The organism is Pseudomonas fluorescens (assembly GCF_001708445.1).
Lineage (GTDB): Bacteria > Pseudomonadota > Gammaproteobacteria > Pseudomonadales > Pseudomonadaceae > Aquipseudomonas > Aquipseudomonas gorinensis.
This window is the reverse complement of the sequence record NZ_CP015637.1, coordinates 5,048,708-5,071,958: the sequence shown is the minus strand read 5'-3', so window position 1 is coordinate 5,071,958 and position 23,251 is coordinate 5,048,708. Positions and strand designations below refer to the sequence as shown.

The following is a 23,251-nucleotide window of genomic DNA, read 5'->3' as shown; positions in this document are numbered from 1 at the left end:
TGGGAGGGGGCAAGTCGAATCGTCGCACCGCCCCTCCCACATTTTGTTTTGCAGTGTTGCTTAGACCGCTAGGGCCCGCGGCTCACTGCGACGGATCGCACGCACCTTGTGCAGGGTGTCGGCGCAAGTGCGCGCAGCTTCCTGGCCTTTGTGTACGAAGTGCTCGTAGAAGAACGTGTGGTGCTCACTGCCGGCATGGAAGTGATGCGGGGTCAGGGACACCGAGAACACTGGCACTTCGGTTTCCAGCTGTACCTGCATCAGGCCACTGACCACCGACTGGGCGACGAATTCGTGACGGTAGATGCCGCCATCCACCACCAGCGCGGCGGCGACGATACCGGCGTAACGGCCGGTCTTGGCCAGCAGTTTGGCGTGCAGGGGCATTTCAAAGGCGCCGCCGACTTCGAAGAAGTCGATGTCCGATTCCTGGTAGCCCAGGGCGATCATTTCGGCGAGGAAGCCTTTACGGGACTGGTCGACAATATCCTTGTGCCAGCAGGCCTGGATAAACGCGACGCGCTCGCCGTGGTGGTTTTTGCTTTTGCTGTCGATTGCGGTGGGTTGCATGTTCTGACTCCTGTTTAAGAAAAAAACAGGGCGTTATGAATCGAATGGGATTTAAGGGTACGAACCGCTGAGTCATGCAGGCATGCGGTCAGCGTGCGGCCCTTAGGTGCCAATCCCGTTCTCTCTTCATCCGGACTATGACCGTCGGCCCCGGGATCACACCGGGTCTGCTGACCTTGTCGCCGTCCTGCGTGAGCAGTTCGAGGCGCCAAGCGCTCGCGGGCTATGCACATTGCGCGCAATTACCGCCGGTGGGGAATTGCACCCCGCCCTGAGAACGTTGCCACCAGAACCCTGGCGGCGGAGAGTTTTTAACATGGTTTTTCAAAAACTGCACGATCGCTGTATCGATAACCTATATCGGTTTGTTTGGTTGGTATTCGATTGAATGCGAGTGGGGCTTGATATTCCGTGGTTTTGCCCGCAGTAATCACTCACAAAGGGACTTATCCAATCCGCCAGAGGCCTGTTTCATGACCGTGATTGACCTGCGCAGCGACACCGTGACCCAACCCACCCCCGGCATGCTCGACGCGATGGCCAGCGCCGTCAGTGGCGATGATGTCTACGGTGAAGACCCCAGCGTCAACCGCCTGGAGGCCGAACTGGCCAAGCGCCTGGGGTTCCCTGCGGCGTTGTTCGTCCCGACCGGCACCATGAGCAACCTGCTGGCGTTGATGGCGCACTGTGAGCGCGGCGAGGAATACATCGTCGGCCAGCAGGCCCACACCTATAAATACGAAGGCGGCGGCGCGGCGGTGCTGGGTTCGATCCAGCCGCAACCGCTGGAAGTCCAGGCGGACGGCTCCCTGGACCTGGACCAGGTGCTGGCCGCGATCAAGCCCGACGATTTCCATTTCGCCCGCACCCGCCTGCTGGCCCTGGAAAACACGATGCAGGGCAAGGTGCTGCCACTGGAATACCTGGCGAAAGCCCGGGCCTTTACCCGTGAACATGGCCTGGCCCTGCACCTGGACGGCGCGCGCCTCTACAACGCAGCGGTCAAGCTGGAGGTGGATGCGCGGGAGATCACGCGGCACTTCGATTCGGTGTCGGTGTGCCTGTCCAAGGGCCTCGGCGCGCCGATTGGCTCGGTGTTGTGTGGTTCCACGGCGCTGATCGCCAAGGCGCGGCGCCTGCGCAAGATGGTCGGCGGTGGCATGCGCCAGGCCGGCTCCCTGGCGGCGGCGGGGCTATATGCGCTGGACCACCAGGTGCAGCGCCTGGCCGACGATCACGCCAATGCGCAATGGCTGGGGGAGGAGTTGCGCAAGGCCGGTTATACCGTGGAGCCGGTGCAGACCAATATGGTCTACGTACAGATCGGTGAGCAGGCCGAAGCCTTGAAAGCCTTTGCCGCTGAACGCAGGGTCAAATTGAGCGCCGCGCCGCGTCTGCGCATGGTCACGCATCTGGATGTCAGCCGGGCGCAAATCGAGCAGGTCGTGCAAACATTCGTCGAGTTTTCGCGCAAATGAGCGTGCAGACCGTCTAATTGACTGTTTCTATCACATAAACACGCTGTACCACCGGCAAAGGGCCGATATAATGCGGCCCTTTGCCGTCGCTCCGTCTGATGATGTTGCGCACTGGCCTTTGGCCGCAGACTCCGTGGAAGAACCTAATGAAAAGCGCAGAAATCCGTGAAGCCTTCCTTCGCTTCTTCGAAGAGCAAGGTCACACCCGTGTCGCCTCCAGCTCCTTGATCCCAGGCAACGACCCCACCCTGCTGTTCACCAACGCGGGGATGAACCAGTTCAAGGACTGCTTCCTGGGCCAGGAAAAACGCGCCTACACCCGTGCCGTCAGCAGCCAGAAGTGCGTGCGCGCCGGTGGTAAGCACAACGACCTGGAAAACGTCGGCTACACCGCCCGTCACCACACTTTTTTCGAAATGCTCGGCAACTTCAGCTTTGGCGATTATTTCAAGCAGGATGCGATCAACTTCGCCTGGACCTTCCTGACCGGCGTACTGAAACTGCCGAAGGAAAAGCTCTGGGTCACCGTCTACGCCAGCGATGACGAGGCTTACGACATCTGGACCAAGCAAGTCGGGGTGCCGCCTGAGCGCATGGTGCGTATCGGCGACAACAAAGGCGCGCCGTACGCCTCCGACAACTTCTGGACCATGGGCGATACCGGCCCGTGCGGTCCTTGCACCGAGATTTTCTACGATCACGGCGCCGATATCTGGGGTGGCCCACCGGGTTCGCCGGAAGAAGACGGTGACCGTTACATCGAAATCTGGAACAACGTGTTCATGCAGTTCAACCGCACCGCCGATGGTGTGTTGCATCCGTTGCCAGCGCCGTCGGTAGATACCGGCATGGGCCTGGAGCGGATCAGTGCGGTGATGCAGCACGTTCATTCCAACTACGAAATCGACCTGTTCCAGAGCCTGCTGGCCGCGGCTGCGAAGGCCATTGGTTGCGCCAATGAAGACCAGGCGTCGTTGAAAGTGGTGGCTGACCACATCCGTTCCTGCGGCTTCCTGATTGCCGACGGCGTGCTGCCGTCCAACGAAGGCCGTGGCTACGTGCTGCGCCGTATCATTCGTCGCGCTTGCCGTCACGGCAACAAGTTGGGCGCCAGCGGTAGCTTCTTCTACCAGATCGTCGCGGCCCTGGTTGCCGAGATGGGCGATGCATTCCCGGAACTCAAGCAGAACCAGGCGCACATCGAGCGCGTGCTCAAGGCTGAAGAAGAGCAGTTCGCCAAGACCCTGGAGCAGGGCCTGAAAATCCTCGAGCAAGACCTCGCCGGCCTGCAAGGCAGCGTGGTGCCGGGCGACGTGGTGTTCAAGCTCTATGACACCTACGGCTTCCCGATGGACCTGACCGGCGACATCGCCCGTGAGCGTAACCTGACCCTGGACGAGGCAGGCTTCGAGCGCGAGATGGAGGCCCAGCGTGTGCGCGCGCGTTCCGCCAGCTCGTTCGGCATGGACTACAACAGCCTGGTCAAGGTTGACGTGGCCACCGAATTTACCGGCTACAAGGCCACCAGCGGTGCGGCCAAGGTCGTTGCGCTGTACAAGGACGGCCAGTCGGTCGACGTCTTGAACGAAGGTGACGACGGCGTGGTGGTCCTGGACCGGACGCCGTTCTACGCCGAGTCCGGTGGCCAGATTGGCGACTGCGGTTTCCTCAAGGCGTCCTCCGGTCGTTTTGATGTGCGCGATACCACCAAGACCGGCGGCGCCTTCCTGCACCATGGTGTATTGGCGTCGGGCAGCCTGATCGTCGGTTCGCCAGTGGACGCCCAGGTAGACGCCGATGTGCGTCACGCCACGTCGCTGAACCACTCGGCCACTCACTTGCTGCATGCTGCACTGCGCCAGGTATTGGGCGAGCACGTCCAACAGAAGGGCTCGTTGGTCGACAGCCAGCGCCTGCGCTTCGACTTCAGCCACTTCGAAGCGATCAAGCCGGAGCAAATCAAGGCCCTGGAAGACATCGTCAACGCCGAAGTGCGCAAGAACACCCCGGTGGAAACCGAAGAAACCGATATCGAGACCGCCAAGGCCAAGGGGGCCATGGCGCTGTTCGGCGAGAAGTATGGCGACAACGTACGTGTACTGAGCATGGGCGGCAGCTTCTCGGTGGAACTGTGTGGCGGTATCCACGCCAACCGTACGGGCGACATCGGCCTGCTGAAAATCATCAGCGAAGGCGGTGTGGCATCGGGCGTACGTCGTATCGAAGCGGTGACCGGTGCTGCGGCCCTGGCCTATCTCAATGCGGCTGAAGAACAACTCAAGGAAGCGGCTACGCTCGTCAAGGGCAGCCGCGACAATCTGATCGACAAGCTGTCGGCCGTGCTCGAGCGCAACCGCGTGCTGGAGAAACAGCTGGAGCAGTTGCAAGCCAAGGCTGCCAGCGCGGCAGGTGACGATTTGTCTGCTTCCGCCCTGGACGTCAAGGGTGTGAAAGTCCTGGCAGCGCGCCTGGACGGTCAGGATGGCAAGGCGTTGTTGGCCTTGGTCGATCAGTTGAAGAACAAGCTCGGCCGCGCAGTGATCCTGCTCGGCAGTGTCCATGAGGATAAGGTCGTTCTGGTTGCCGGTGTAACCAAGGACCTGACCGGTCAACTCAAGGCCGGTGATTTGATGAAGCAAGCCGCTGCGGCAGTGGGCGGGAAGGGCGGTGGTCGTCCGGACATGGCGCAAGGCGGTGGTGTAGACGCTGGTGCCCTGGACGCGGCCCTGGCCCTGACCGTGCCGTTTGTCGAGGCAGGTATTTAAGGCGCTGGTAACGGGCCCATGGTCTAGTCATGGGCTCGCTCGGTTGCTGGAAGATTGGTTTATTGGGCGCCCCTTTACGGGCTGAGGCGGCTTAGAAATGGCTTTGATCGTACAGAAATTTGGAGGTACCTCGGTCGGTTCTGTCGAAAGAATCGAGCAGGTTGCCGACAAGGTTAAGAAATTCCGCGATGCCGGCGATGACCTGGTGGTGGTGCTGTCCGCCATGAGCGGCGAGACCAATCGCCTGATCGATCTGGCCAAGGCAATCAGTGGCGATCAACAACCACTGCCGCGTGAGCTGGATGTGATCGTGTCCACCGGCGAGCAGGTCACCATTGCGTTGCTGGCCATGGCGCTGAACAAGCGTGGCGTGCCGGCGGTGTCCTACACTGGTAGCCAGGTGCGCATCCTCACCGACAGCGCGCACACCAAGGCGCGTATCCTGCAGATCGACGATCAGAAGATCCGTACTGATCTGAAGGAAGGGCGTGTCGTGGTTGTCGCCGGTTTCCAGGGCGTTGACGAGCAGGGCAACATCACCACCCTCGGGCGTGGCGGTTCCGATACCACCGGCGTAGCGCTGGCCGCAGCCCTGAAGGCTGACGAATGCCAGATCTACACCGATGTGGATGGCGTCTACACCACCGATCCGCGCGTGGTGTCCGTGGCCCAGCGCCTGGACAAGATCACCTTCGAAGAGATGCTGGAAATGGCCAGCCTCGGTTCCAAGGTGTTGCAGATCCGCGCGGTGGAATTCGCCGGCAAGTACAACGTTCCGCTGCGCGTATTGCACAGCTTCAAAGAGGGTCCGGGCACCCTTATTACTATTGATGAAGAGGAATCCATGGAACAGCCGATCATTTCCGGCATCGCCTTCAATCGCGATGAAGCCAAGCTGACGATCCGTGGCGTGCCAGACACCCCGGGCGTGGCTTTCAAGATCCTCGGGCCTATCAGCGGCGCGAACATTGAAGTCGATATGATCGTGCAGAACGTTTCGCACGATAACACCACCGATTTCACCTTCACCGTACACCGCAACGAGTACGATGCGGCCGAACGTATCCTGCAGAACACCGCGAGCGAGATCGGCGCGCGTGAAGTGGTCGGCGATACCAAGATCGCCAAGGTGTCGATCGTAGGTGTGGGCATGCGTTCCCATGCCGGCGTTGCCAGCCGTATGTTCGAGGCCCTGGCCAAGGAAAGCATCAACATCCAGATGATCTCCACCTCGGAAATCAAAGTCTCGGTGGTGATTGAAGAGAAGTACCTGGAACTGGCTGTACGCGCACTGCATACCGCTTTTGAGCTGGACGCTCCGGCCCGACAGGGCGAGTGATGCAATGCCAGGAAGGCGCGGTTTACCGCGCCTTTCATTTTTTTGTCGGGCCCATGTTCTTTTACCTGTGCTCGACAATACTTAGGCAGGTAGGGCTACGGCCTTTTGGTTGTAGGTCGAATGCCTTTTTTTTGCAGACTGTTGTTCCTGAACTGAAATGCGTGAGGAGAAAGGTATGTTGATTCTGACTCGTCGTTGCGCAGAAAGCCTGATTATTGGTGATGGCGAAATCACCGTGACCGTGCTCGGCGTCAAAGGCAATCAAGTGCGTATCGGGGTTAACGCTCCGAAAGAGGTAGCGGTCCACCGCGAGGAAATCTACCTGCGGATCAAGAAAGAGAAGGACGAAGAACCAAGCCTTTAATTTTTATCGTTTTTTATGTTTGCAAACGGGGATGAACGTGGTTAATATACGCCCCGTGTTGCGGAGAGCTGGCCGAGTGGCCGAAGGCGCTCCCCTGCTAAGGGAGTACACCTCAAAAGGGTGTCGGGGGTTCGAATCCCCCGTTCTCCGCCATTATTTGCTTAGTACGTTGCAATCTGGATTTATCGGTAAGTTGTTGAAATTACTCGAAAAAATCGCTTTACATAGAGATTGAACGGCCTATAATGCGCGGCAGCAAATGCACTCGTAGCTCAGCTGGATAGAGTACTCGGCTACGAACCGAGCGGTCACAGGTTCGAATCCTGTCGAGTGCACCATTTAAGAGTCAGTTGCAGTAATGCAGGTGGTTCGGCTTCAACCAGTTGTGATCTGGTCTAAAAACACAATCTGCACTCGTAGCTCAGCTGGATAGAGTACTCGGCTACGAACCGAGCGGTCACAGGTTCGAATCCTGTCGAGTGCACCATACAAACAAAAAGCCCGCCTAGTGCGGGCTTTTTGCCGTCTGGGGTTTATGTGGAATGTGTTCTTTTTCTCCAGCCCCATGTGTTTTCCTCCCGGGCTGCGTCGTCGCAGTTCATAGATGCGGCTAATGCTGAGCTTTGACTCGCAAGCGCTTGTTCTTTCCAGTTTTTTGACGTTAAAAATGGCCGGGCGGTGTATCATTGCGCCCGTCAGCCCCGCCGGGGCTTATGGAATACCTCCATGGACTTACCCAGTAGTTACTCAGTATCCCGTTTTACCAATCATGAATTGACTGATTGATCCTTCCGGCGTGCCCCGCTGCTGGGAGTGGAGTTCGCCTATGACCGAAGTAGAAGTAAAGAAAACACAAGAAAGCCTGCAGGATCGCCTGGCTCAAGTCATCGAGCTGCTGCAGCGCCAGCGCGTGGTCGAAGACCTCACGCACCGCCAGGAAGGTCCGAATCACGACCGCGTCGAAAACCTGGTTCACCGGCAAAACCTCGTCGAATTGCAGCGCAAGCTCGATGACCTGCACTCTGCCGACGTCGCCTATATCCTTGAAGCCTTGCCGCTGGACGATCGACTGACCCTCTGGCAACTGGTCAAGGCTGATCGCGACGGCGACATCCTCCTCGAAGTATCCGATTCGGTGCGCGAAACCCTGATCGCCGACATGGACGATCACGAGCTCCTGGCCGCAGCCAGGGAGATGGACGCCGACGAACTGGCTGACCTGGCGCCTGAGCTGCCCCGTGACGTTGTCCATGAGCTGATGGAGGCCCTCGACGGCCAGCAACGCGAGCGAGTGCGCTCTGCGTTGTCCTATGACGAGGATCAGGTTGGCGCCCTGATGGACTTCGAGATGGTCACCATCCGCGAAGACGTCAGCCTGGAAGTGGTATTGCGTTATCTGCGTCGCTTGAAAGAACTGCCAGGCCACACCGACAAGCTCTTCGTGGTCGACTACGAAGGCATTCTCAAGGGGGTGCTGCCGATCAAGCGCCTGCTGGTCAACGACCCAGAGAAGAAAGTGGCCGATGTCATGGCCAGCGACCCGGTGAGTTTCCATCCGGACGAAGATGCCTACGATGCAGCCCAGGCGTTCGAGCGCTACGACTTGATCTCTGCCCCGGTGGTCGACAAGAACGGCAAGCTGATCGGTCGTCTGACCATCGATGAAATGGTCGACCTGATTCGTGAGGAAAGTGAAACCGAAGTCCTCAACATGGCGGGTCTGCGTGAAGAGGAAGATATTTTTGCGTCGGTCTGGCGTTCATTGCGTAACCGCTGGGCCTGGCTGGCCGTCAACCTGATTACCGCTTTTATTGCTTCAAGGGTGATCGGGTTGTTCGAAGGCTCTATCGAGAAATTGGTGGCCTTGGCGGCACTGATGCCGATCGTAGCGGGTATTGGCGGCAACTCCGGCAACCAGACCATCACCATGATCGTGCGCGCCATGGCGCTGGACCAGGTGAACACCGGCAATACCTCACGCCTGATGCGCAAGGAGCTGGCGGTAGCGCTGATCAACGGCGTGGTGTGGGGCGGGGTGATTGGTATTGTGGCTTACATGCTGTATGGCAGTTGGTCCCTGGGGGTGGTGATGACTGCCGCCATGACCCTCAATCTGCTGTTGGCTGCCCTCATGGGCGTGTTGATCCCCATGACCCTGGCACGCCTTGGGCGCGATCCTGCCATGGGCGCCAGCGTGATGATTACCGCCATGACTGACAGTGGTGGTTTCTTCATCTTCCTGGGGTTGGCAACCATCTTCCTGCTTTGATCGCCTTCCTGGCTGGCTTGTTGTAGTGAGGGGGCTTGTTCCCCTTCCAGCGCAAGCCAGTTTGCTCCAGCAATAATCCCCTTCCCAAATTCAAGGCAAAAAAAAGCCAGCACAAGGCTGGCTTCGGCTTTCAGGGGTAGATCAGTCGGCTTCTGCGGCCGCCTCGACATCGTGTGCAATAAGTGAGACGAGAGCATTTTGCTGGCGGTGGGAGAGCTGACGGAAACGCTGCAGCAGTTCGCGTTCGTGCAGTGACAGCTCTGGGCTGTCCAGGCGCATGCTCAACTCTTCACCCAACGCACCTTCCTGAATAAGGCTCTGTTCCAGGCGCGCGATGATTTCGGAGTTCATGCTGCGGTGATGATTGCGAGCCACCTCGGCAATGCGTTCCCGCATTCCGTCTGGCAGACGTACGACGAACTTGTCAGCCGTACGGCTGGAATAAATTGCCTGTTTCAATGGGCGCATATATTTAACCGGTTAGTTCAGGGGAGCGGTTTTTGGAATTGGCCGCAAGATGAGTGTTAAGACAAGGCTCACGACCAAAGTTCAACCTGAATTGCAAAGAGGCCGCATCATGCCTCAGATTTGCCAGTTCCTTGGCGTCAATTCTGTGACAAATATTGAACTGACTAAAGGCTTTATGCCAGCACTGATTTGCATTTTTGCGGACTGGTTGGAAAACTTTCCTGCAGAAGATCAGATTCGGCGATCTTCCCGCAGGCCTAGGCCGCAACAGGGTTTGAGGGCGCACATCCTATAGCAATGTGGCCTTTTGCCCCTAATCTTAAGACTAGTGGCAATTTGCCGATTTACTAGGTGAGGCGACATAAGGTAGGGCGAAACGCAGGCGAGCGATGCTTCAGCGCAGCACGGGATCGAATTTGATCCGGCGGCCCACAATCAGGGTCAGAACCAGGCATCCGGCGAACATGGCGCTGGCGATGAAGGCGATGGTTTGGCCGTCTTGGGAGGAGGTTTCCAGGCCAAGCAGCCCGCTTACCAGGGTCAGGCACAGAAACAGCCAGGCAGATTTGGACATGAAGGCTTCCTCAGAATACCCAGTGTTCGGATGCAGGTGCTGCCTGTGTGCTCTGGGCCAGGCGAGCCGGTGATTGCGGGTTGGCCGTCATCACTGCCAATTGCGGGCGTTGCTGCAGGTGGTGTGGAATGGCCTGGCTCACCTTGGCGTCGTCGTCGGTAGTCGGCGACTGCTGGAAGTGGAACATCACCAATACGGCCAGGGCCACGGTATTGAGGGCTAACAGAAGGGCACTGTTCATGGTCATGTTCTCCGTCGGTGACTGGGCCAAATTGGATTTTGTCGAAGAAGTATTGCAGATGCCGTGCCAAACTATTATTTCAATTAAATCAATGGTTTGAGGCTATTTTTAGGGGGCTGAGGGTTGCAAATTGCAATGCTGGCATTTTGGGGTAGTGCATTTTGCACGATGGCTTCGGCAACCCTGGTTTTACGAGGCGAAACCCTGCTCTTTCTGGCAGGCATGCGCCTACACTCAAAAAGCCCACGGACGACATGACAAATCCGACCTTGGCCGTTAACATGCACGCCGTCCGTCGCAGCGCCCATCGCTGCGACGGCTGTCATTTGTCCCAGTAGCTCAATTGGATAGAGCATCCCCCTCCTAAGGGGAAGGTTGGCCGTTCGAACCGGCCCTGGGACACCAGATTCAAAGCCCCGCACAGTGAACGCTGGCGGGGCTTTTTTGTGCGCGTAGAGTCTTTTCAAACTCAGGTCGAACCTTGCCGCTGATCGAGGTTCACAGCAGGTGCGTCGTGTATTTTTGCTAACGGTGTACCTCGCACGCCCCCCGGCAACGTCAGAGCTGTTGCCAATCAATTTAAACAAAATAATCCTCGGAAACAGCGCGTAGCGCCTGTCCGGACCCAACAACCCAGGACTATCATGCCGGTAGCCCTGACCCTCACTGCAAGGAGCCGCTCGGAACGCCGATGCGCCAGATCTGGAAATCTTTTCGAGCCCTTTATTTCGCCTCCTTGATGATGCTGATCGGCTCCGGCCTGCTCAGTACTTACCTCGCGTTGCGCCTGGCGGCTGACCATGTCGACAGCCTATGGGTGGGTGCCTTGATGGCAGCCAACTATTTCGGCCTGGTGCTGGGCGGCAAGATCGGGCATCGCCTGATTGGCCGGGTGGGGCATATTCGTGCCTACGCCACCTGTGCGGGCATTGTCGGTGCAGCCGTGCTGGGCCATGGCCTGATCGACTGGCTGCCGGCCTGGATCGTGCTGCGGGTCATCGTGGGCTTGGGGATGATGTGCCAGTACATGGTTATCGAAAGCTGGCTGAACGAGCAGGCGGACGCCAGGCAGCGTGGCGTGGTGTTCAGTGGCTATATGATCGCGTCCTACCTGGGCCTGGTGTTGGGCCAACTGATCCTGGTGATGCATCCCCAGCTCGGCCTTGAGCTATTGATGCTGGTGGCGCTGTGCTTTGCCCTGTGCCTGGTACCCGTGGCCATGACCCGGCGTATTCACCCGGCGCCGCTGCATCCGGCGCCGATGGAGCCGCGCTTCTTTATCAAGCGGGTACCGCAGTCGTTGAGTACGGTGCTGGGGGCGGGGCTGATCGTTGGCTCGTTCTACGGCTTGGCGCCGCTGTATGCGTCCCAGCAGGGGCTGACCACCGAGCAGGTGGGTCTGTTCATGGGTAGCTGCATTTTTGCCGGTTTGGTGGTGCAGTGGCCGTTGGGCTGGCTGTCGGATCGCTATGATCGTGCGTTGTTGATTCGCTGCTTCGCCCTGTGCCTGGCGGTTGCGGCATTACCGTTGGCCATCCTGAGCAAGGTGCCGTTGGAGGTGCTGTTCGTGGCCGGGTTCCTGTGTTCGTTGGTGCAGTTCTGTCTGTACCCGCTGGCGGTGGCGTTTTCCAACGATCACGTTGAAGGTGATCGGCGGGTATCGCTGACAGCCATGTTGCTGGTGACCTACGGGGTCGGCGCCAGTATCGGGCCGTTGCTGGCTGGCGTGGTGATGAAACTATTTGGCAGTCAGATGCTGTACGCGTTTTTCAGCCTGTGTGCGTTGATCCTGGTGTGGCGTATCCGTCCTAAAGCCGTGACCAACCTGCATCAGGTCGATGATGCGCCCCTGCAGCACGTGGCCATGCCTGACAGCATGTCCAGTTCGCCGCTGGTGGCTGCACTTGACCCGCGGGTCGATGAGCAAGTGGTGCAAGAGCAGATGCAGACAGCTGCTGCTGAGCCTGAGCCTGAGCCTGAAGTCGACTCGGTACCACCGACAGATGAGCCGCCTTTCGAAGGACCGCCAGAACCTATAGGTCCGGATGAGCACCCCCATGACCTGAGCAGGGCACGCCCCTGAAAGCAAAAACGGGCAGATCCTGAAAGGGGTCTGCCCGTTTTTTTGTCGCGATCTTAACACTTAGAAGTCGTCGTCCTTGTCGAAGCGTCGCGCTTCGCGTTGCAGTTGATACACAAATCGTTCGACCTGGCGCTGTACCAGGCCGCTCATGTTGTGGAAGCGCACGCCTGCGAAGGTGGTGTTGATCTTCTCTTCGAAATGCAGGTAACGCAGCTCGACGGAGGTGGTCATGCTGCCGAACGGCAGGGCAGCGATAAAGCGATCGTAGACCTGGCCCAACTGCAGGCGTTCGGAGATATCGCCTTCGAAGCGCAATTTGCAGCCGGTGGCGGAAATATCCAGCAGCTTGCCGCTGACCGGGGCCTTGAGTTTCTCGCCGCCCAGCTCGATATTGACCAGTTGGGCCAGCTTCAGTGCCGCGCGGAAGGCATTGCGGCGCTGGTGGTAGACCACCTCGCCCGGCATGGCGCCGGTGTAGATGCGATGGCCATCTTTTTCGCTGATGGTCAGGGTGCCATTGCTTTCCCAGGCGACGCGCACGCCGTCGTGAAAGCCTTCGATGCGGAAGGGTTCGCCATTCTCAAGGTGGCGTTCGCCGTCACGCGGGATCATTTCGTCCAGGGCCAGGGTCTTGCTGTCCCGATCGACATCGACCAGGTAGCTCTGGAAGCGCTGGCTGCGTTCGTGGAAGGTGATGATCAGCGGATCATGGCTTTCTTGCAGCATTCGCAAGGTGCCGGCGATTTCCAGAGGCGTGGTGAGCACCTTGGGTGGCTGCGGAGCATCTTCCGCATTAAGGGCGTTGAACACGGTTCTTCCATCTCCAGACAAAATACGACTACACGCAAGAACCGGCATTTTGCCAGTATGTGGCGGGCCTTGGATAGGCTGTGCCGAAAACGGGCGTCAGGCTTGGCTGCGGGTGCTTGGTTTGACCAAGCGTGAGGTAGAGCCTTGGGCGTTGTACAGCGCCGGTGGCTCACCGCCGTGGAGTATACGCAGCTGGTTGGCGGTCGTAGCTTGCTGAAGCTGGATCGACTGGCCGTTGAGCAGGTTGACTTCCTGGCACTGGCTGAGCAATTGGTTGAGTTCTTTGCTTTGGGCCAGCAGTTGATCGCCGACCGAGGAGTGGCTGGCCAGTTGGGCGAGGCCGTCGTGATCGGCGGGCAGGCCCAGGCTGGTGAGAATCTGGCTGCGCTTCTTGCCATGCTGTTCCAGCAGGACAATCAGCGACTGTTTGCGCGCCAGGATATCTTCCAGCAGCGGCATATCCCGGCCGTAGAGGGCCAGGGTCTCTTCTTTCAGCAGCTCGAGCAATTGTTGCGTCGGCGCCAGATCATCAATGATCAGTTGAAGCAAGGTTTCGTCGTGGTGCATGGCTGGCCTTGGTTTTAAGCGTCCAAAAGCCCTGCGCAGGCCTTTGCCTAGCGCTCGGCTTCGAAGTTAAGCAGCTTGCTGGCTACACGGTTGCTGTCGACTTTATAGCTGCCATCGGCGATAGCCTGTTTCAATTCGGCCACGCGGGCTTTATTGACCACAGGTTGGTCGCGCAGCGAGTCAGTGACCTTCTGCAACTGTTGAGCCTCATTGCTCAGGTGTACGGATTCCCCGCTTTGGCTGGCGCTGGCCTGTTCTGTCTTGGCAGGCAGAGGCTGGGCCTTGGCTTCTACGCTGTCCTTGGTGCCGCTGGTGCGCGTAGTGCCTGGCAATGCCGGGGAGTTATTCAAACGACTGAAATCGATGACCATGATAATTAAAAACCTCTGGGTATTTGGACGCTTGCCATGTTTTCGGCCATACCCGGACAAACTTTAGGCTCGATTGACAATAAACCTGCACGCGCAACATCTGGCACACAGTGTAGGAAAAGCTGGCGTCCTATTCCAGTGATCTATAAAGCAACCTCGACTTGTCCGGGGGCTGTTACCCGTGCCTTGATGACACGATTGGAGTTGAGGTTCTTGACGCGTATCTGCTCACTCATGCCTCCGTTGGACAGCGCTTCACCCGGCATTTTCACATTCAAACCGCCGCTGCTCGCGGAAATTACCACCTGGTCACCCTTGCGAACCACCTCGGCCTGCTCCAGATGGACCAGGGTAATGACCTGATCGGTGACCATTGGTCGGGTAAGTTTCTGCCCGATGGCCTGATCGACCGACGTCAGATAGCCCTGGTTGATCAAACTGATGTCGCGTTCACGCAAGGCCACGTCCTCGAAACCGATGATGCCAGTGCGTTTCAACGGTCTTACCACCACCACGACATCGCGGAACAACTTGACCTGCGCTGGCACAAACACGGTCCAGGGCGAGGCGCCCTCGCAGCGAACCTTCACCGTCACACGGCCGATAGGCTGTGCGGGGCTTTCCAGGGACGCTGTCAATTCCTTGTCGCACATTGGCATGCGCAAGCGCGGGTCTAGCTGGTTGACCTGGATTTCATAGCGCCCAGGTGTCTGGGTGGTCGCCAGATAATCTTCTACAGTGAACTCAAGAAAGCCTTGAGTGACGCCGATAAGTAGATCAGGCAAGGTGACGTTATCTGCGCGGGCCGTGGTTCCCAGGCTCAAGGCAAGCAACGCCATCGAGACGCAGAGCAATCTGCGGCTGCGTGGGAGGCGAAGGCGTCGGGAAACTGTCGTTTTAATGTCCATAGCCAATAAATAGCAAAGCTCGTGCCGTTTAGTATTGGGTACGCGTCGTACCCCCGAAGGTTTTAGCGTAGGAGTCTGGGCATGGCAGGTGTAATGGATTCAGTAAACCAGCGCACACAGCTGGTAGGGCAGAATCGCCTGGAGTTGTTGCTGTTTCGTCTGGACGGCAAGCAGCTATACGGCATCAATGTGTTCAAAGTGCGGGAAGTGCTGCAGTGCCCCAAGCTGACGATCATGCCCAAGTCCAGTCCGGTGGTGTGTGGCGTGGCCAACATCCGTGGCGCGACCATCCCGATTCTTGACCTGGCCTTGGCGACAGGGTCGTCCGGTCTGCAGGATCGCGAGAACCCGTTTGTGATCATTACCGAATACAACACCAAGACCCAGGGTTTCCTGGTGCGCTCGGTGGAACGCATCGTCAACATGAACTGGGAAGAAATTCATCCGCCACCCAAGGGCACCGGTCGCGATCACTACCTCACGGCAGTGACGCGGGTGGACAACCAGCTTGTAGAAATTATCGACGTGGAGAAAATCCTCGCCGAAGTGGCGCCCACCTCTGAATCGATTTCGGTCGGTGTGGTGGACGCCGATACCGCGCACAAGGCGATTTCCTTGCGCGTACTGACGGTGGACGATTCTTCGGTGGCGCGTAAGCAGGTGACCCGTTGCCTGCAAACCGTCGGCGTGGACGTGGTGGCGCTCAATGATGGTCGCCAGGCGTTGGATTACCTGCGCAAGCTGGTCGATGAAGGCAAGAAGCCGGAAGAAGAATTCTTGATGATGATCTCCGACATCGAGATGCCGGAAATGGACGGCTACACCCTCACGGCTGAGATACGTAACGATCCACGCATGCAAAAATTGCATATCATCCTGCATACTTCGTTGTCGGGCGTATTCAATCAGGCGATGGTCAAGAAGGTCGGTGCCGACGACTTTCTGGCCAAATTCCGCCCTGATGACCTGGCATCCCGGGTAGTCGACCGGATCAAGGCAGCAGATCACGGCTAGGGGCTTTTTCCCTGGCGGTCACACGATTTAAGAGGCGGTATCTTTGTCTACGGGTAATTTGGATTTCGAACAGTTCCGGGTCTTCCTGGAAAAAGCCTGTGGCATATTGCTTGGTGAAAACAAGCAATACCTGGTATCCAGCCGTCTCAACAAGCTGATGGAACAGCAGGGCATCAAGTCCCTGGGTGAGTTGGTCCAGCGGATCCAGGGCCAGCCGCGCAGTGGGCTCAAGGAAATGGTGGTCGATGCCATGACCACCAACGAAACCCTGTGGTTTCGCGATACATACCCCTTCGAGGTGCTCAAGAGCAAAGTGTTGCCGGAGGCTATCAAGGCCAGCCCGGGCCAGCGCTTGCGCATCTGGTCGGCAGCCTGTTCTTCGGGGCAGGAACCGTACTCGATCTCGATGACCATCGATGAATTCGAGCGGACCAACATGGGCCAGCTGAAGGCCGGTGCGCAAATTGTGGCGACGGATTTATCCGGCACCATGCTCACCAACTGCAAGACCGGCGAGTACGACAGCCTGGCCCTGGGGCGTGGCCTGTCCCAGGAGCGCCTGCAACGTTACTTCGACCCGAAAGGGGCGGGGCGCTGGGCGGTCAAGGCGCCGATCAAGAACCGAGTGGAGTTTCGCTCGTTCAACCTGCTCGACAGCTACGCCAGCCTGGGCAAGTTCGACATAGTGTTCTGCCGCAACGTGCTGATCTACTTCTCTGCCGAAGTGAAGAAAGACATCTTGCTGCGCATCCACGGCACCCTCAAGCGCGGCGGTTACCTGTTCCTCGGTGCATCCGAAGCGTTGAACGGCCTGCCCGATCATTTCCAGATGGTGCAGTGCAGCCCGGGGATCATCTACCAGGCCAAGTAATAAAGAATGTGGGAGGGGGCTCGCCCCCGATAGCAGTGGTTCAGTTGATGTATCTATCACTGATACACCGCTATCGGGGGCAAGCCCCCTCCTACATTTTTTTTGCGGCAAAGTTGAAGAAAGCGGCAACTCCCCATTGCCGCTTTACTGGCGTCACGCGGAAAACGGTTGCCGCTTTTCTGGCATTGCCGTCGGCAAGCTCCCCGCAACCCCTTGATATCCGGGCTTTCACAAGATTGGCATGCACCTTGCTATAACCCTGTTAACGCACAGCAGGTCAGCCTAAAGGTTTCCGCCATGAGCATCAGCTTCGATAAAGCGCTCGGTATCCATGAACAAGCCCTGGGCTTCCGCGCCCAGCGCGCCGAAGTCCTGGCCAACAACATTGCCAACGCCGATACCCCGAACTACAAGGCTCGGGACCTGGACTTCTCCGCCGTGCTCGCAGCACAGCAGGACAAGACCAAGAACGGCACCTTCGCCTTGAACATGACCAACAGCCGTCATATTGAAGCGCAAGGCCTGAGCAGTGGTGACGAGTCGCTGCTGTATCGCACGCCGATGCAGCCATCCATCGACCAGAACACCGTCGACGCCCAGCTGGAGCAATCGGCCTATGCCGAAAACTCGGTGAACTTCCAGGCCAGCTTTACCCTGCTCAACAGCAAATTCAAAGGGCTGATGTCAGCCCTGCGTGGAGAGTAAGCCATGTCCCTGTCCAGTGTTTTCAATATTGCCGGTAGTGGCATGAGCGCTCAAACCACGCGCCTCAACACCGTCGCCAGTAACATCGCCAACGCCGAGACCGTGTCTTCGAGCATTGACCAGACCTACCGCGCCCGCCACCCGGTATTTGCCACCATGTTCCAGGGCGGCCAGAGCGGCGGCAGCGATTCGCTGTTCCAGAACCAGGACGCCGCCGGCCAGGGTGTGCAGGTGCTCGGCGTGGTCGAAGACCAGAGCAACCTCGAAGCACGTTACGAGCCTAACCATCCCGCCGCGAACGAAAAGGGTTATGTCTACTACCCCAACGTCAACGTGGTCGAGGAGATGGCCGACATGATTTCCGCCAGCCGCTCGTTCCAGACCAACGCGGAAATGATGAACACCGCCAAAACCATGATGCAGAAGGTCCTGACCCTGGGTCAGTGATAAGGGGCGCCAAATAATGGCCATCGTTGATACGTCAAACAACTCGGCAGTCCAGGACCTTTTCAATTCCAAGGTCAAGACCGCAACGGACAACAGCAGTCTTAACAGCGCTACCAAGGCGGCGACAGGCAGCCAGTCGCTGGGCAAGGACGCGTTCCTGCAGTTGCTGGTGACCCAGCTGAAAAACCAGAACCCGCTGTCGCCCCAGGACAATGGTGCGTTCGTGGCGCAGTTGGCTCAGTTCAGCAGCCTGGAAGGCATCAACACCCTGAACGACTCGGTCAACGCGATCTCCAGCAACTTCAGCTCGTCGCAAGCACTGCAAGCGTCGTCGCTGGTAGGGCGTTCGGTGGTCATCCAGACCGACAAGTCCACCGTGGACACGAGCAAGAGCATGACCGGTTCGGTGGCGGTGACTTCGGCGGTGGGCAACGTCTCCGTCAAGATCGCCGACAAGGACGGCAACGTGGTGCGCACCCTCGATATGGGCGCCCAGGCTGCCGGCAACCAGAGCTTTATCTGGGATGGCAAGGACGACAACGGCGCGGTCGCCCCAGCCGGCACCTACACCTTCAATGCCACCACCAAGAACGACGCGGGCGATGCGGTTGCCCTGGCCACGTCGCTGCCGGCAACGGTAACGAGCGTGACCCTGAGCCAGACCGGCGGCGAAATGCTGCTGAACCTGGCGGGCGGCATGGGCAGCATCAAGCTGTCGCAAATTCAGACTATCGGTACATAGAGCCGGCTAAATACGGCAGAGGGAGAGAAACATGTCTTTTAACATCGGCCTTAGCGGCCTCTATGCGGCCAACAAACAACTGGACGTGACCGGCAACAACATCGCCAACGTCGCGACCACTGGCTTCAAATCGTCCCGTGCGGAATTCGCGGATATCTACGCGGCCTCCAAACTGGGTACCGGCCAGAACAGCATCGGCAACGGTGTGAACCTGGCGGCAGTGTCCCAGCAGTTCACCCAGGGCGACGTCAACAACAGTGGCGGCATCCTGGACATGGCGATCCAGGGCGGCGGCTTCTTCGTGCAGAAGGGTACCGACGGCTCGCTGGAGTACACCCGCAGCGGCGCCTTCCGTGCGGACAAGGACGGCTACATCACCAACAACACCGGTACCTCGCGCCTGCAGGGTTATGCGGCGGATGCTGACGGCAAGATCATCAAGGGCGGCCTGACCGACCTGCAATTGAACCTGTCGAACCTGCCGCCGAAGGCTTCGAGCAAGGTGGACTCCACCAGTAACCTGAACTCGTCCGAGCTGCCGATCGATCAGACGTTGCACCCCTTTGATCCGACCAAGACGGACAGCTTCAACACTCAATACTCCACCACGCTCTACGATACGCAGGGCAATGCGCATCCTATGGTGCAGTACCTGGTGAAAACCGGTTCCAACACCTGGAACTCCTACACCCTGATTGACGGGCGTAACCCTGACGGCACCCCGATCAGCGGCACCGGTTCCACGGCGCCCGTAGCCTCGACGTTGTCGTTTGACACCGCCGGCAAGCTCACCGGGATCGTCACCCCGCCAGCCACCGTGTCCAATACCACCCTGACTATTTCCAACTGGAAGCCGGGCGGCCTGGTCAATGGTGTCTGGACGCCTAACGGTGCAGCGGCCAACGCTGGCGGTATTGCCGTCAACATGGCCAACATCACCCAGTACAACTCGGCCAGCTACCGTAACCCGCCGGTCACCGACGGTTATGCCACTGGCCAGATCACCGGCTTGAAGATCGACGGCAGCGGTGTGCTGTTCGCCACCTTCAGTAACCAGCAGAGCAAGGCCATCGGCCAGATCTCTCTGGCCAGCTTCAACAACGAGCAGGGCCTGCAGCCATCCGGCGGCACCGCCTGGAGAGAGACGTTCGCCTCGGGCCAGCCGGGTTACGACGCACCGCAATCCGGTACGCTGGGTTCGATCGTGGCCAACTCCCTGGAGAACTCCAACGTCAACCTGACCAACGAGCTGGTGGACCTGATCAAGGCCCAGAGCAACTATCAGGCGAACGCCAAGACCATCTCCACCCAGAGCACCATCATGCAGACCATCATCCAGATGACCTGATGCGGTCATGCTCCACAAGAAGCCCCTCGCAAGAGGGGCTTTTTTGTGGGCGCAGGAAAACATGCCGTGACGCAAGTAACGATGCGTAAAACGCGTATGAGGCGTGCACCATATCCGCCTCGCCACTGATCAGGTCAGGGGCCGGTGGGCTCACCAGTCAAGTGCAGGGCGGGTATGTGGCGTTCGTCTGGAGGTGCCCAGCGGGGGGGGGGGACATGAGGAAACCAAAAAGCCCGATAAACCCTATGCAGTCGGGGTCTATCGGGCTTTTTCAATCCGGGGCGTTCAAGCCCAGGAGCGGCTCAGCTTATTGGCAGGCTTCGCAATCCGGCTCGTCGATCGCGCAGGCCTTTGGCACGGGGGCCGGGCCGGCTGGCGCTGCGAGCACCGAGTCATCACCGTGGTTGCCGCCGCTGGAAACCGCGTTCAGCTTGCCGGTGTTGATGGTCGACTTCTCGGTGCTGGTCGCGGCCAGGGCACGGAGGTAGTAAGTGGTTTTCAGGCCACGGTACCACGCCATGCGGTAGGTCACGTCCAGCTTCTTGCCCGATGCGCCGGCGATGTACAGGTTCAGCGACTGAGCCTGGTCGATCCACTTCTGACGACGGCTGGCGGCGTCAACGATCCACTTGGTGTCCACTTCGAAAGCGGTCGCGTAGAGCTCTTTGAGTTCTTGCGGGATGCGTTCGATCTGCTGCACGGAACCGTCGTAGTACTTCAGGTCGTTGATCATCACCGAGTCCCACAGGCCACGGGCTTTCAGGTCGCGAACCAGGTACGGGTTGATCACGGTGAATTCGCCCGACAGGTTCGATTTCACATACAGGTTCTGGTAGGTCGGTTCGATCGACTGCGATACGCCAGTAATGTTGGCGATGGTCGCGGTCGGTGCGATGGCCATGATGTTGGAGTTACGAATACCTTTCTGCACACGGGCACGTACCGGCGCCCAGTCCAGGGATTCGTTCAGGTCAACGTCGATGTACTTCTGGCCGCGTTGCTCGATCAGGATCTGTTGCGAATCCAGCGGCAGGATGCCCTTGGACCACAGCGAACCCTGGAACGTCTCGTAGGCGCCGCGCTCGTCGGCCAGGTCGCAGGAAGCCTGGATCGCGTAGTAGCTGACCGCTTCCATGGACTTGTCGGCGAACTCGACCGCTGCATCCGAACCGTAAGGAATGTGCTGCAGGTACAGCGCGTCCTGGAAGCCCATGATGCCCAGGCCGACTGGACGGTGCTTGAAGTTGGAGTTCTGCGCCTGTGGCACCGAGTAGTAGTTGATGTCGATAACGTTATCGAGCATGCGTACGGCGGTGTTGACGGTGCGCTCCAGCTTGGCGGTGTCCAGCTTGCCGTTGACGATGTGGTTCGGCAGGTTGATCGAGCCCAGGTTGCAAACGGCGATCTCGTCCTTGTTGGTGTTCAAGGTGATCTCGGTGCACAGGTTCGAGCTGTGGACCACGCCCACGTGCTGCTGCGGGCTGCGCAGGTTGCATGGGTCCTTGAAGGTCAGCCATGGGTGGCCGGTTTCGAACAGCATGGACAGCATTTTGCGCCACAGGTCCTTGGCCTGGATGGTCTTGAACAGCTTGACCTTGCCTGGGTACTCGGTGAGGGCTTCGTAGTACTCGTAGCGTTCTTCGAAGGCCTTGCCGGTCAGGTCGTGCAGGTCCGGCACTTCGGAGGGCGAGAACAGGGTCCATTTGCCGTCATCGAAGACACGCTTCATGAACAGGTCAGGGATCCAGTTGGCGGTGTTCATGTCGTGGGTACGACGACGGTCATCGCCCGTGTTCTTGCGCAGCTCGATGAACTCTTCAATGTCCATGTGCCAGGTTTCCAGGTAGGCACACACAGCGCCTTTGCGCTTGCCACCCTGGTTCACGGCGACGGCGGTGTCGTTCACCACTTTCAGGAACGGTACAACGCCCTGGGACTTGCCGTTGGTGCCCTTGATGTACGAACCCAGTGCACGCACTGGCGTCCAGTCGTTGCCCAGGCCGCCAGCGAATTTGGACAGCATGGCGTTGTCGTGGATCGCATGGTAGATGCCCGACAGGTCATCCGGCACGGTGGTCAGGTAGCAGCTCGACAGCTGTGGACGCAGGGTGCCGGCGTTGAACAGGGTCGGGGTCGACGACATGTAGTCGAAGGACGACAGCAGGTTGTAGAACTCGATCGCACGGTCTTCTTTATGCTTTTCTTCGATCGCCAGGCCCATGGCCACGCGCATGAAGAACACTTGCGGCAATTCGAAGCGGATACCGTCCTTGTGGATGAAGTAACGGTCGTACAGGGTCTGCAGGCCCAGGTAGGTAAACTGCTGGTCGCGTTCGTGGTTGATCGCCTTGCCGAGTTTTTCCAGGTCGAAGGTGGCCAGGACCGGGTTCAGCAATTCGTATTCGATACCCTTGGCGATGTAGGCCGGCAGGGCCTTGGCGTACAGGTCGGCCATCTCGTGGTGGGTGGCGCTCTCGGCCACGCCGAGGAAGCCCAGGCCTTCCGCACGCAGGGTGTCCATCAGCAGGCGCGCGGTCACGAACGAGTAGTTCGGCTCGCGTTCAACCAGGGTACGGGCGGTCATCACCAGGGCGGTGTTGACGTCGGTCAGGGCCACGCCGTCGTACAGGTTCTTCAGGGTTTCGCGCTGGATCAGGTCACCGTCGACTTCTTCCAGGCCTTCGCAGGCTTCGGTGACGATGGTGTTCAGGCGGCCCAGGTCCAGCGGTGCAAAGGTACCGTCGGCCAGGGTGATGCGGATCGACGGGTGCGCCTGTACGGCGGCATCGGCGGCAGGGGCGCGCACGGCACGTTCCTTGGCGCGTGAGTCACGGTAGATCACATAGTCGCGGGCCACTTTCTGCTCGCCGGCACGCATCAGGGCCAGTTCGACCTGGTCCTGGATTTCTTCGATGTGGATGGTGCCGCCCGACGGCATGCGACGCTTGAAGGTCGCGGTGACTTGTTCGGTCAGGCGGGCAACGGTGTCATGGATGCGCGACGAGGCAGCAGCGGTGCCGCCTTCAACTGCAAGAAACGCTTTGGTGATGGCGACGGTGATTTTGTCATCGGTGTAAGGAACGACAGTGCCGTTACGCTTGATCACGCGCAGTTGGCCAGGTGCAGTGGCGGACAGATCCATATTCGAATCAGCGGCCTGCGGCACGGAGCCCTGCGGGTTCTCGCGAGTTGTGTCGGTTTGCATGGGGGGTTGTCTCCACATTTCTATATTTATTTGGGCACCATCACGGTGCCCACCGTTCCGTCCTGAAGCACTTACAGCAGGCCTGGGCCTGGCATAACAACTTCGGGACAGG

Annotated in this window: 22 protein-coding genes, 4 tRNA genes and 1 riboswitch; of the genes, 17 read left to right on the top strand and 9 right to left on the bottom strand. The window is 58.8% G+C overall.

The window, feature by feature from the left end:
- Positions 1–60: 60 nt before the first annotated feature.
- Positions 61–570 (bottom strand): 6,7-dimethyl-8-ribityllumazine synthase, encoded by a 510-nt coding sequence (locus tag A7317_RS22515; protein WP_024077001.1) that lies wholly within the window; start codon positions 568–570, stop codon positions 61–63.
- 113 nt (positions 571–683) lie between these two features.
- Positions 684–853: riboswitch (FMN riboswitch) on the bottom strand.
- Positions 854–1,043: 190 nt separating this feature from the next.
- Here A7317_RS22515 and ltaE point away from each other — a divergent pair.
- The 8 genes from ltaE to mgtE all read left to right on the top strand — a co-directional run bounded on the left by ltaE (position 1,044) and on the right by mgtE (position 8,785).
- Positions 1,044–2,048, top strand: a complete 1,005-nt coding sequence (ltaE, locus tag A7317_RS22510; RefSeq protein WP_069076863.1) for a low-specificity L-threonine aldolase — start codon at positions 1,044–1,046, stop codon at positions 2,046–2,048.
- 146 nt (positions 2,049–2,194) lie between these two features.
- Positions 2,195–4,813 (top strand): alanine--tRNA ligase, encoded by a 2,619-nt coding sequence (gene alaS / locus A7317_RS22505; protein ID WP_069076862.1) that lies wholly within the window; start codon positions 2,195–2,197, stop codon positions 4,811–4,813.
- A 97-nt stretch (positions 4,814–4,910) separates the two neighbouring features.
- On the top strand, positions 4,911–6,152 hold the full coding sequence (locus A7317_RS22500; RefSeq protein ID WP_069076861.1) for an aspartate kinase: 1,242 nt from the start codon (positions 4,911–4,913) through the stop codon (positions 6,150–6,152).
- A gap of 175 nt (positions 6,153–6,327) precedes the next feature.
- A complete protein-coding gene (csrA, locus tag A7317_RS22495) occupies positions 6,328–6,516 on the top strand; it encodes a carbon storage regulator CsrA (RefSeq protein ID WP_003175645.1) in 189 nt (62 codons plus the stop codon).
- 62 nt (positions 6,517–6,578) lie between these two features.
- Positions 6,579–6,669: transfer RNA gene (locus tag A7317_RS22490), tRNA-Ser, on the top strand.
- Between the two features lie 108 nt (positions 6,670–6,777).
- Positions 6,778–6,854: transfer RNA gene (locus A7317_RS22485), tRNA-Arg, on the top strand.
- Positions 6,855–6,926: 72 nt separating this feature from the next.
- Positions 6,927–7,003, top strand: a tRNA-Arg gene (locus A7317_RS22480).
- Positions 7,004–7,342: 339 nt separating this feature from the next.
- Complete coding sequence (gene mgtE / locus A7317_RS22475) at positions 7,343–8,785, top strand: magnesium transporter (protein WP_069076860.1); 1,443 nt, start codon at positions 7,343–7,345, stop codon at positions 8,783–8,785.
- 141 nt (positions 8,786–8,926) lie between these two features.
- Here the strand turns inward: mgtE and A7317_RS22470 are convergent, their stop codons facing one another.
- Positions 8,927–9,253 carry an Arc family DNA-binding protein gene (locus tag A7317_RS22470; protein ID WP_024076996.1) on the bottom strand — a complete coding sequence of 109 codons (327 nt, stop codon included), beginning with the start codon at positions 9,251–9,253 and terminating at the stop codon, positions 8,927–8,929.
- 109 nt (positions 9,254–9,362) lie between these two features.
- Here A7317_RS22470 and A7317_RS31205 point away from each other — a divergent pair, with 109 nt between their 5' ends.
- The gene (locus tag A7317_RS31205) at positions 9,363–9,548 is read left to right on the top strand and encodes a hypothetical protein (protein ID WP_081329241.1); all 186 of its coding nucleotides are present in this window, start codon (positions 9,363–9,365) and stop codon (positions 9,546–9,548) included.
- 99 nt (positions 9,549–9,647) lie between these two features.
- Here A7317_RS31205 and A7317_RS22465 read toward each other — a convergent pair whose 3' ends face one another.
- On the bottom strand, positions 9,648–9,827 hold the full coding sequence (locus tag A7317_RS22465; protein ID WP_069076859.1) for a PA3371 family protein: 180 nt from the start codon (positions 9,825–9,827) through the stop codon (positions 9,648–9,650).
- A 10-nt stretch (positions 9,828–9,837) separates the two neighbouring features.
- Positions 9,838–10,068 carry a hypothetical protein gene (locus tag A7317_RS22460; protein ID WP_069076858.1) on the bottom strand — a complete coding sequence of 77 codons (231 nt, stop codon included), beginning with the start codon at positions 10,066–10,068 and terminating at the stop codon, positions 9,838–9,840.
- Between the two features lie 328 nt (positions 10,069–10,396).
- Here A7317_RS22460 and A7317_RS22455 point away from each other — a divergent pair.
- Positions 10,397–10,473 (top strand) — tRNA-Arg (locus A7317_RS22455).
- 286 nt (positions 10,474–10,759) lie between these two features.
- On the top strand, positions 10,760–12,151 hold the full coding sequence (locus A7317_RS22450) for an MFS transporter (RefSeq protein ID WP_024076992.1): 1,392 nt from the start codon (positions 10,760–10,762) through the stop codon (positions 12,149–12,151).
- Positions 12,152–12,211: 60 nt separating this feature from the next.
- Here the strand turns inward: A7317_RS22450 and A7317_RS22445 are convergent, their stop codons facing one another.
- The 4 genes from A7317_RS22445 to flgA form a co-directional block, all read right to left on the bottom strand.
- Positions 12,212–12,961, bottom strand: a complete 750-nt coding sequence (locus A7317_RS22445) for a flagellar brake protein (RefSeq protein WP_024076991.1) — start codon at positions 12,959–12,961, stop codon at positions 12,212–12,214.
- Positions 12,962–13,057: 96 nt separating this feature from the next.
- Positions 13,058–13,528: a flagella synthesis protein FlgN gene (locus A7317_RS22440; RefSeq protein ID WP_024076990.1), complete on the bottom strand. Its 471-nt coding sequence runs from the start codon at positions 13,526–13,528 to the stop codon at positions 13,058–13,060.
- A gap of 47 nt (positions 13,529–13,575) precedes the next feature.
- Positions 13,576–13,899, bottom strand: coding sequence for a flagellar biosynthesis anti-sigma factor FlgM (gene flgM / locus A7317_RS22435; RefSeq protein ID WP_024076989.1), 324 nt, complete (start codon positions 13,897–13,899; stop codon positions 13,576–13,578).
- A gap of 143 nt (positions 13,900–14,042) precedes the next feature.
- Positions 14,043–14,807 carry a flagellar basal body P-ring formation chaperone FlgA gene (gene flgA / locus A7317_RS22430; RefSeq protein WP_069076857.1) on the bottom strand — a complete coding sequence of 255 codons (765 nt, stop codon included), beginning with the start codon at positions 14,805–14,807 and terminating at the stop codon, positions 14,043–14,045.
- 81 nt (positions 14,808–14,888) lie between these two features.
- Between flgA and A7317_RS22425 the strand changes: the two genes are divergently transcribed.
- From A7317_RS22425 to flgE, 6 genes are all read left to right on the top strand, one after another.
- Entirely contained in the window at positions 14,889–15,821 is a 933-nt protein-coding gene (locus A7317_RS22425; RefSeq protein WP_024076987.1) for a chemotaxis protein CheV, read from the top strand.
- A 43-nt stretch (positions 15,822–15,864) separates the two neighbouring features.
- Positions 15,865–16,692, top strand: a complete 828-nt coding sequence (gene cheR, locus A7317_RS22420; RefSeq protein ID WP_024076986.1) for a protein-glutamate O-methyltransferase CheR — start codon at positions 15,865–15,867, stop codon at positions 16,690–16,692.
- 297 nt (positions 16,693–16,989) lie between these two features.
- Positions 16,990–17,397: a flagellar basal body rod protein FlgB gene (gene flgB, locus A7317_RS22415; RefSeq protein ID WP_003175633.1), complete on the top strand. Its 408-nt coding sequence runs from the start codon at positions 16,990–16,992 to the stop codon at positions 17,395–17,397.
- 3 nt (positions 17,398–17,400) lie between these two features.
- The gene (flgC, locus tag A7317_RS22410; protein ID WP_024076985.1) at positions 17,401–17,844 is read left to right on the top strand and encodes a flagellar basal body rod protein FlgC; all 444 of its coding nucleotides are present in this window, start codon (positions 17,401–17,403) and stop codon (positions 17,842–17,844) included.
- 16 nt (positions 17,845–17,860) lie between these two features.
- Positions 17,861–18,586, top strand: a complete 726-nt coding sequence (flgD, locus tag A7317_RS22405) for a flagellar hook assembly protein FlgD (protein WP_069076856.1) — start codon at positions 17,861–17,863, stop codon at positions 18,584–18,586.
- Between the two features lie 31 nt (positions 18,587–18,617).
- Positions 18,618–19,934 (top strand): flagellar hook protein FlgE, encoded by a 1,317-nt coding sequence (gene flgE / locus A7317_RS22400; protein WP_069076855.1) that lies wholly within the window; start codon positions 18,618–18,620, stop codon positions 19,932–19,934.
- 307 nt (positions 19,935–20,241) lie between these two features.
- On the opposite strand, the gene A7317_RS22395 is transcribed toward flgE, so the two are convergent.
- Positions 20,242–23,139 carry a ribonucleoside-diphosphate reductase subunit alpha gene (locus tag A7317_RS22395; protein ID WP_024076982.1) on the bottom strand — a complete coding sequence of 966 codons (2,898 nt, stop codon included), beginning with the start codon at positions 23,137–23,139 and terminating at the stop codon, positions 20,242–20,244.
- Positions 23,140–23,251: the final 112 nt, after the last annotated feature.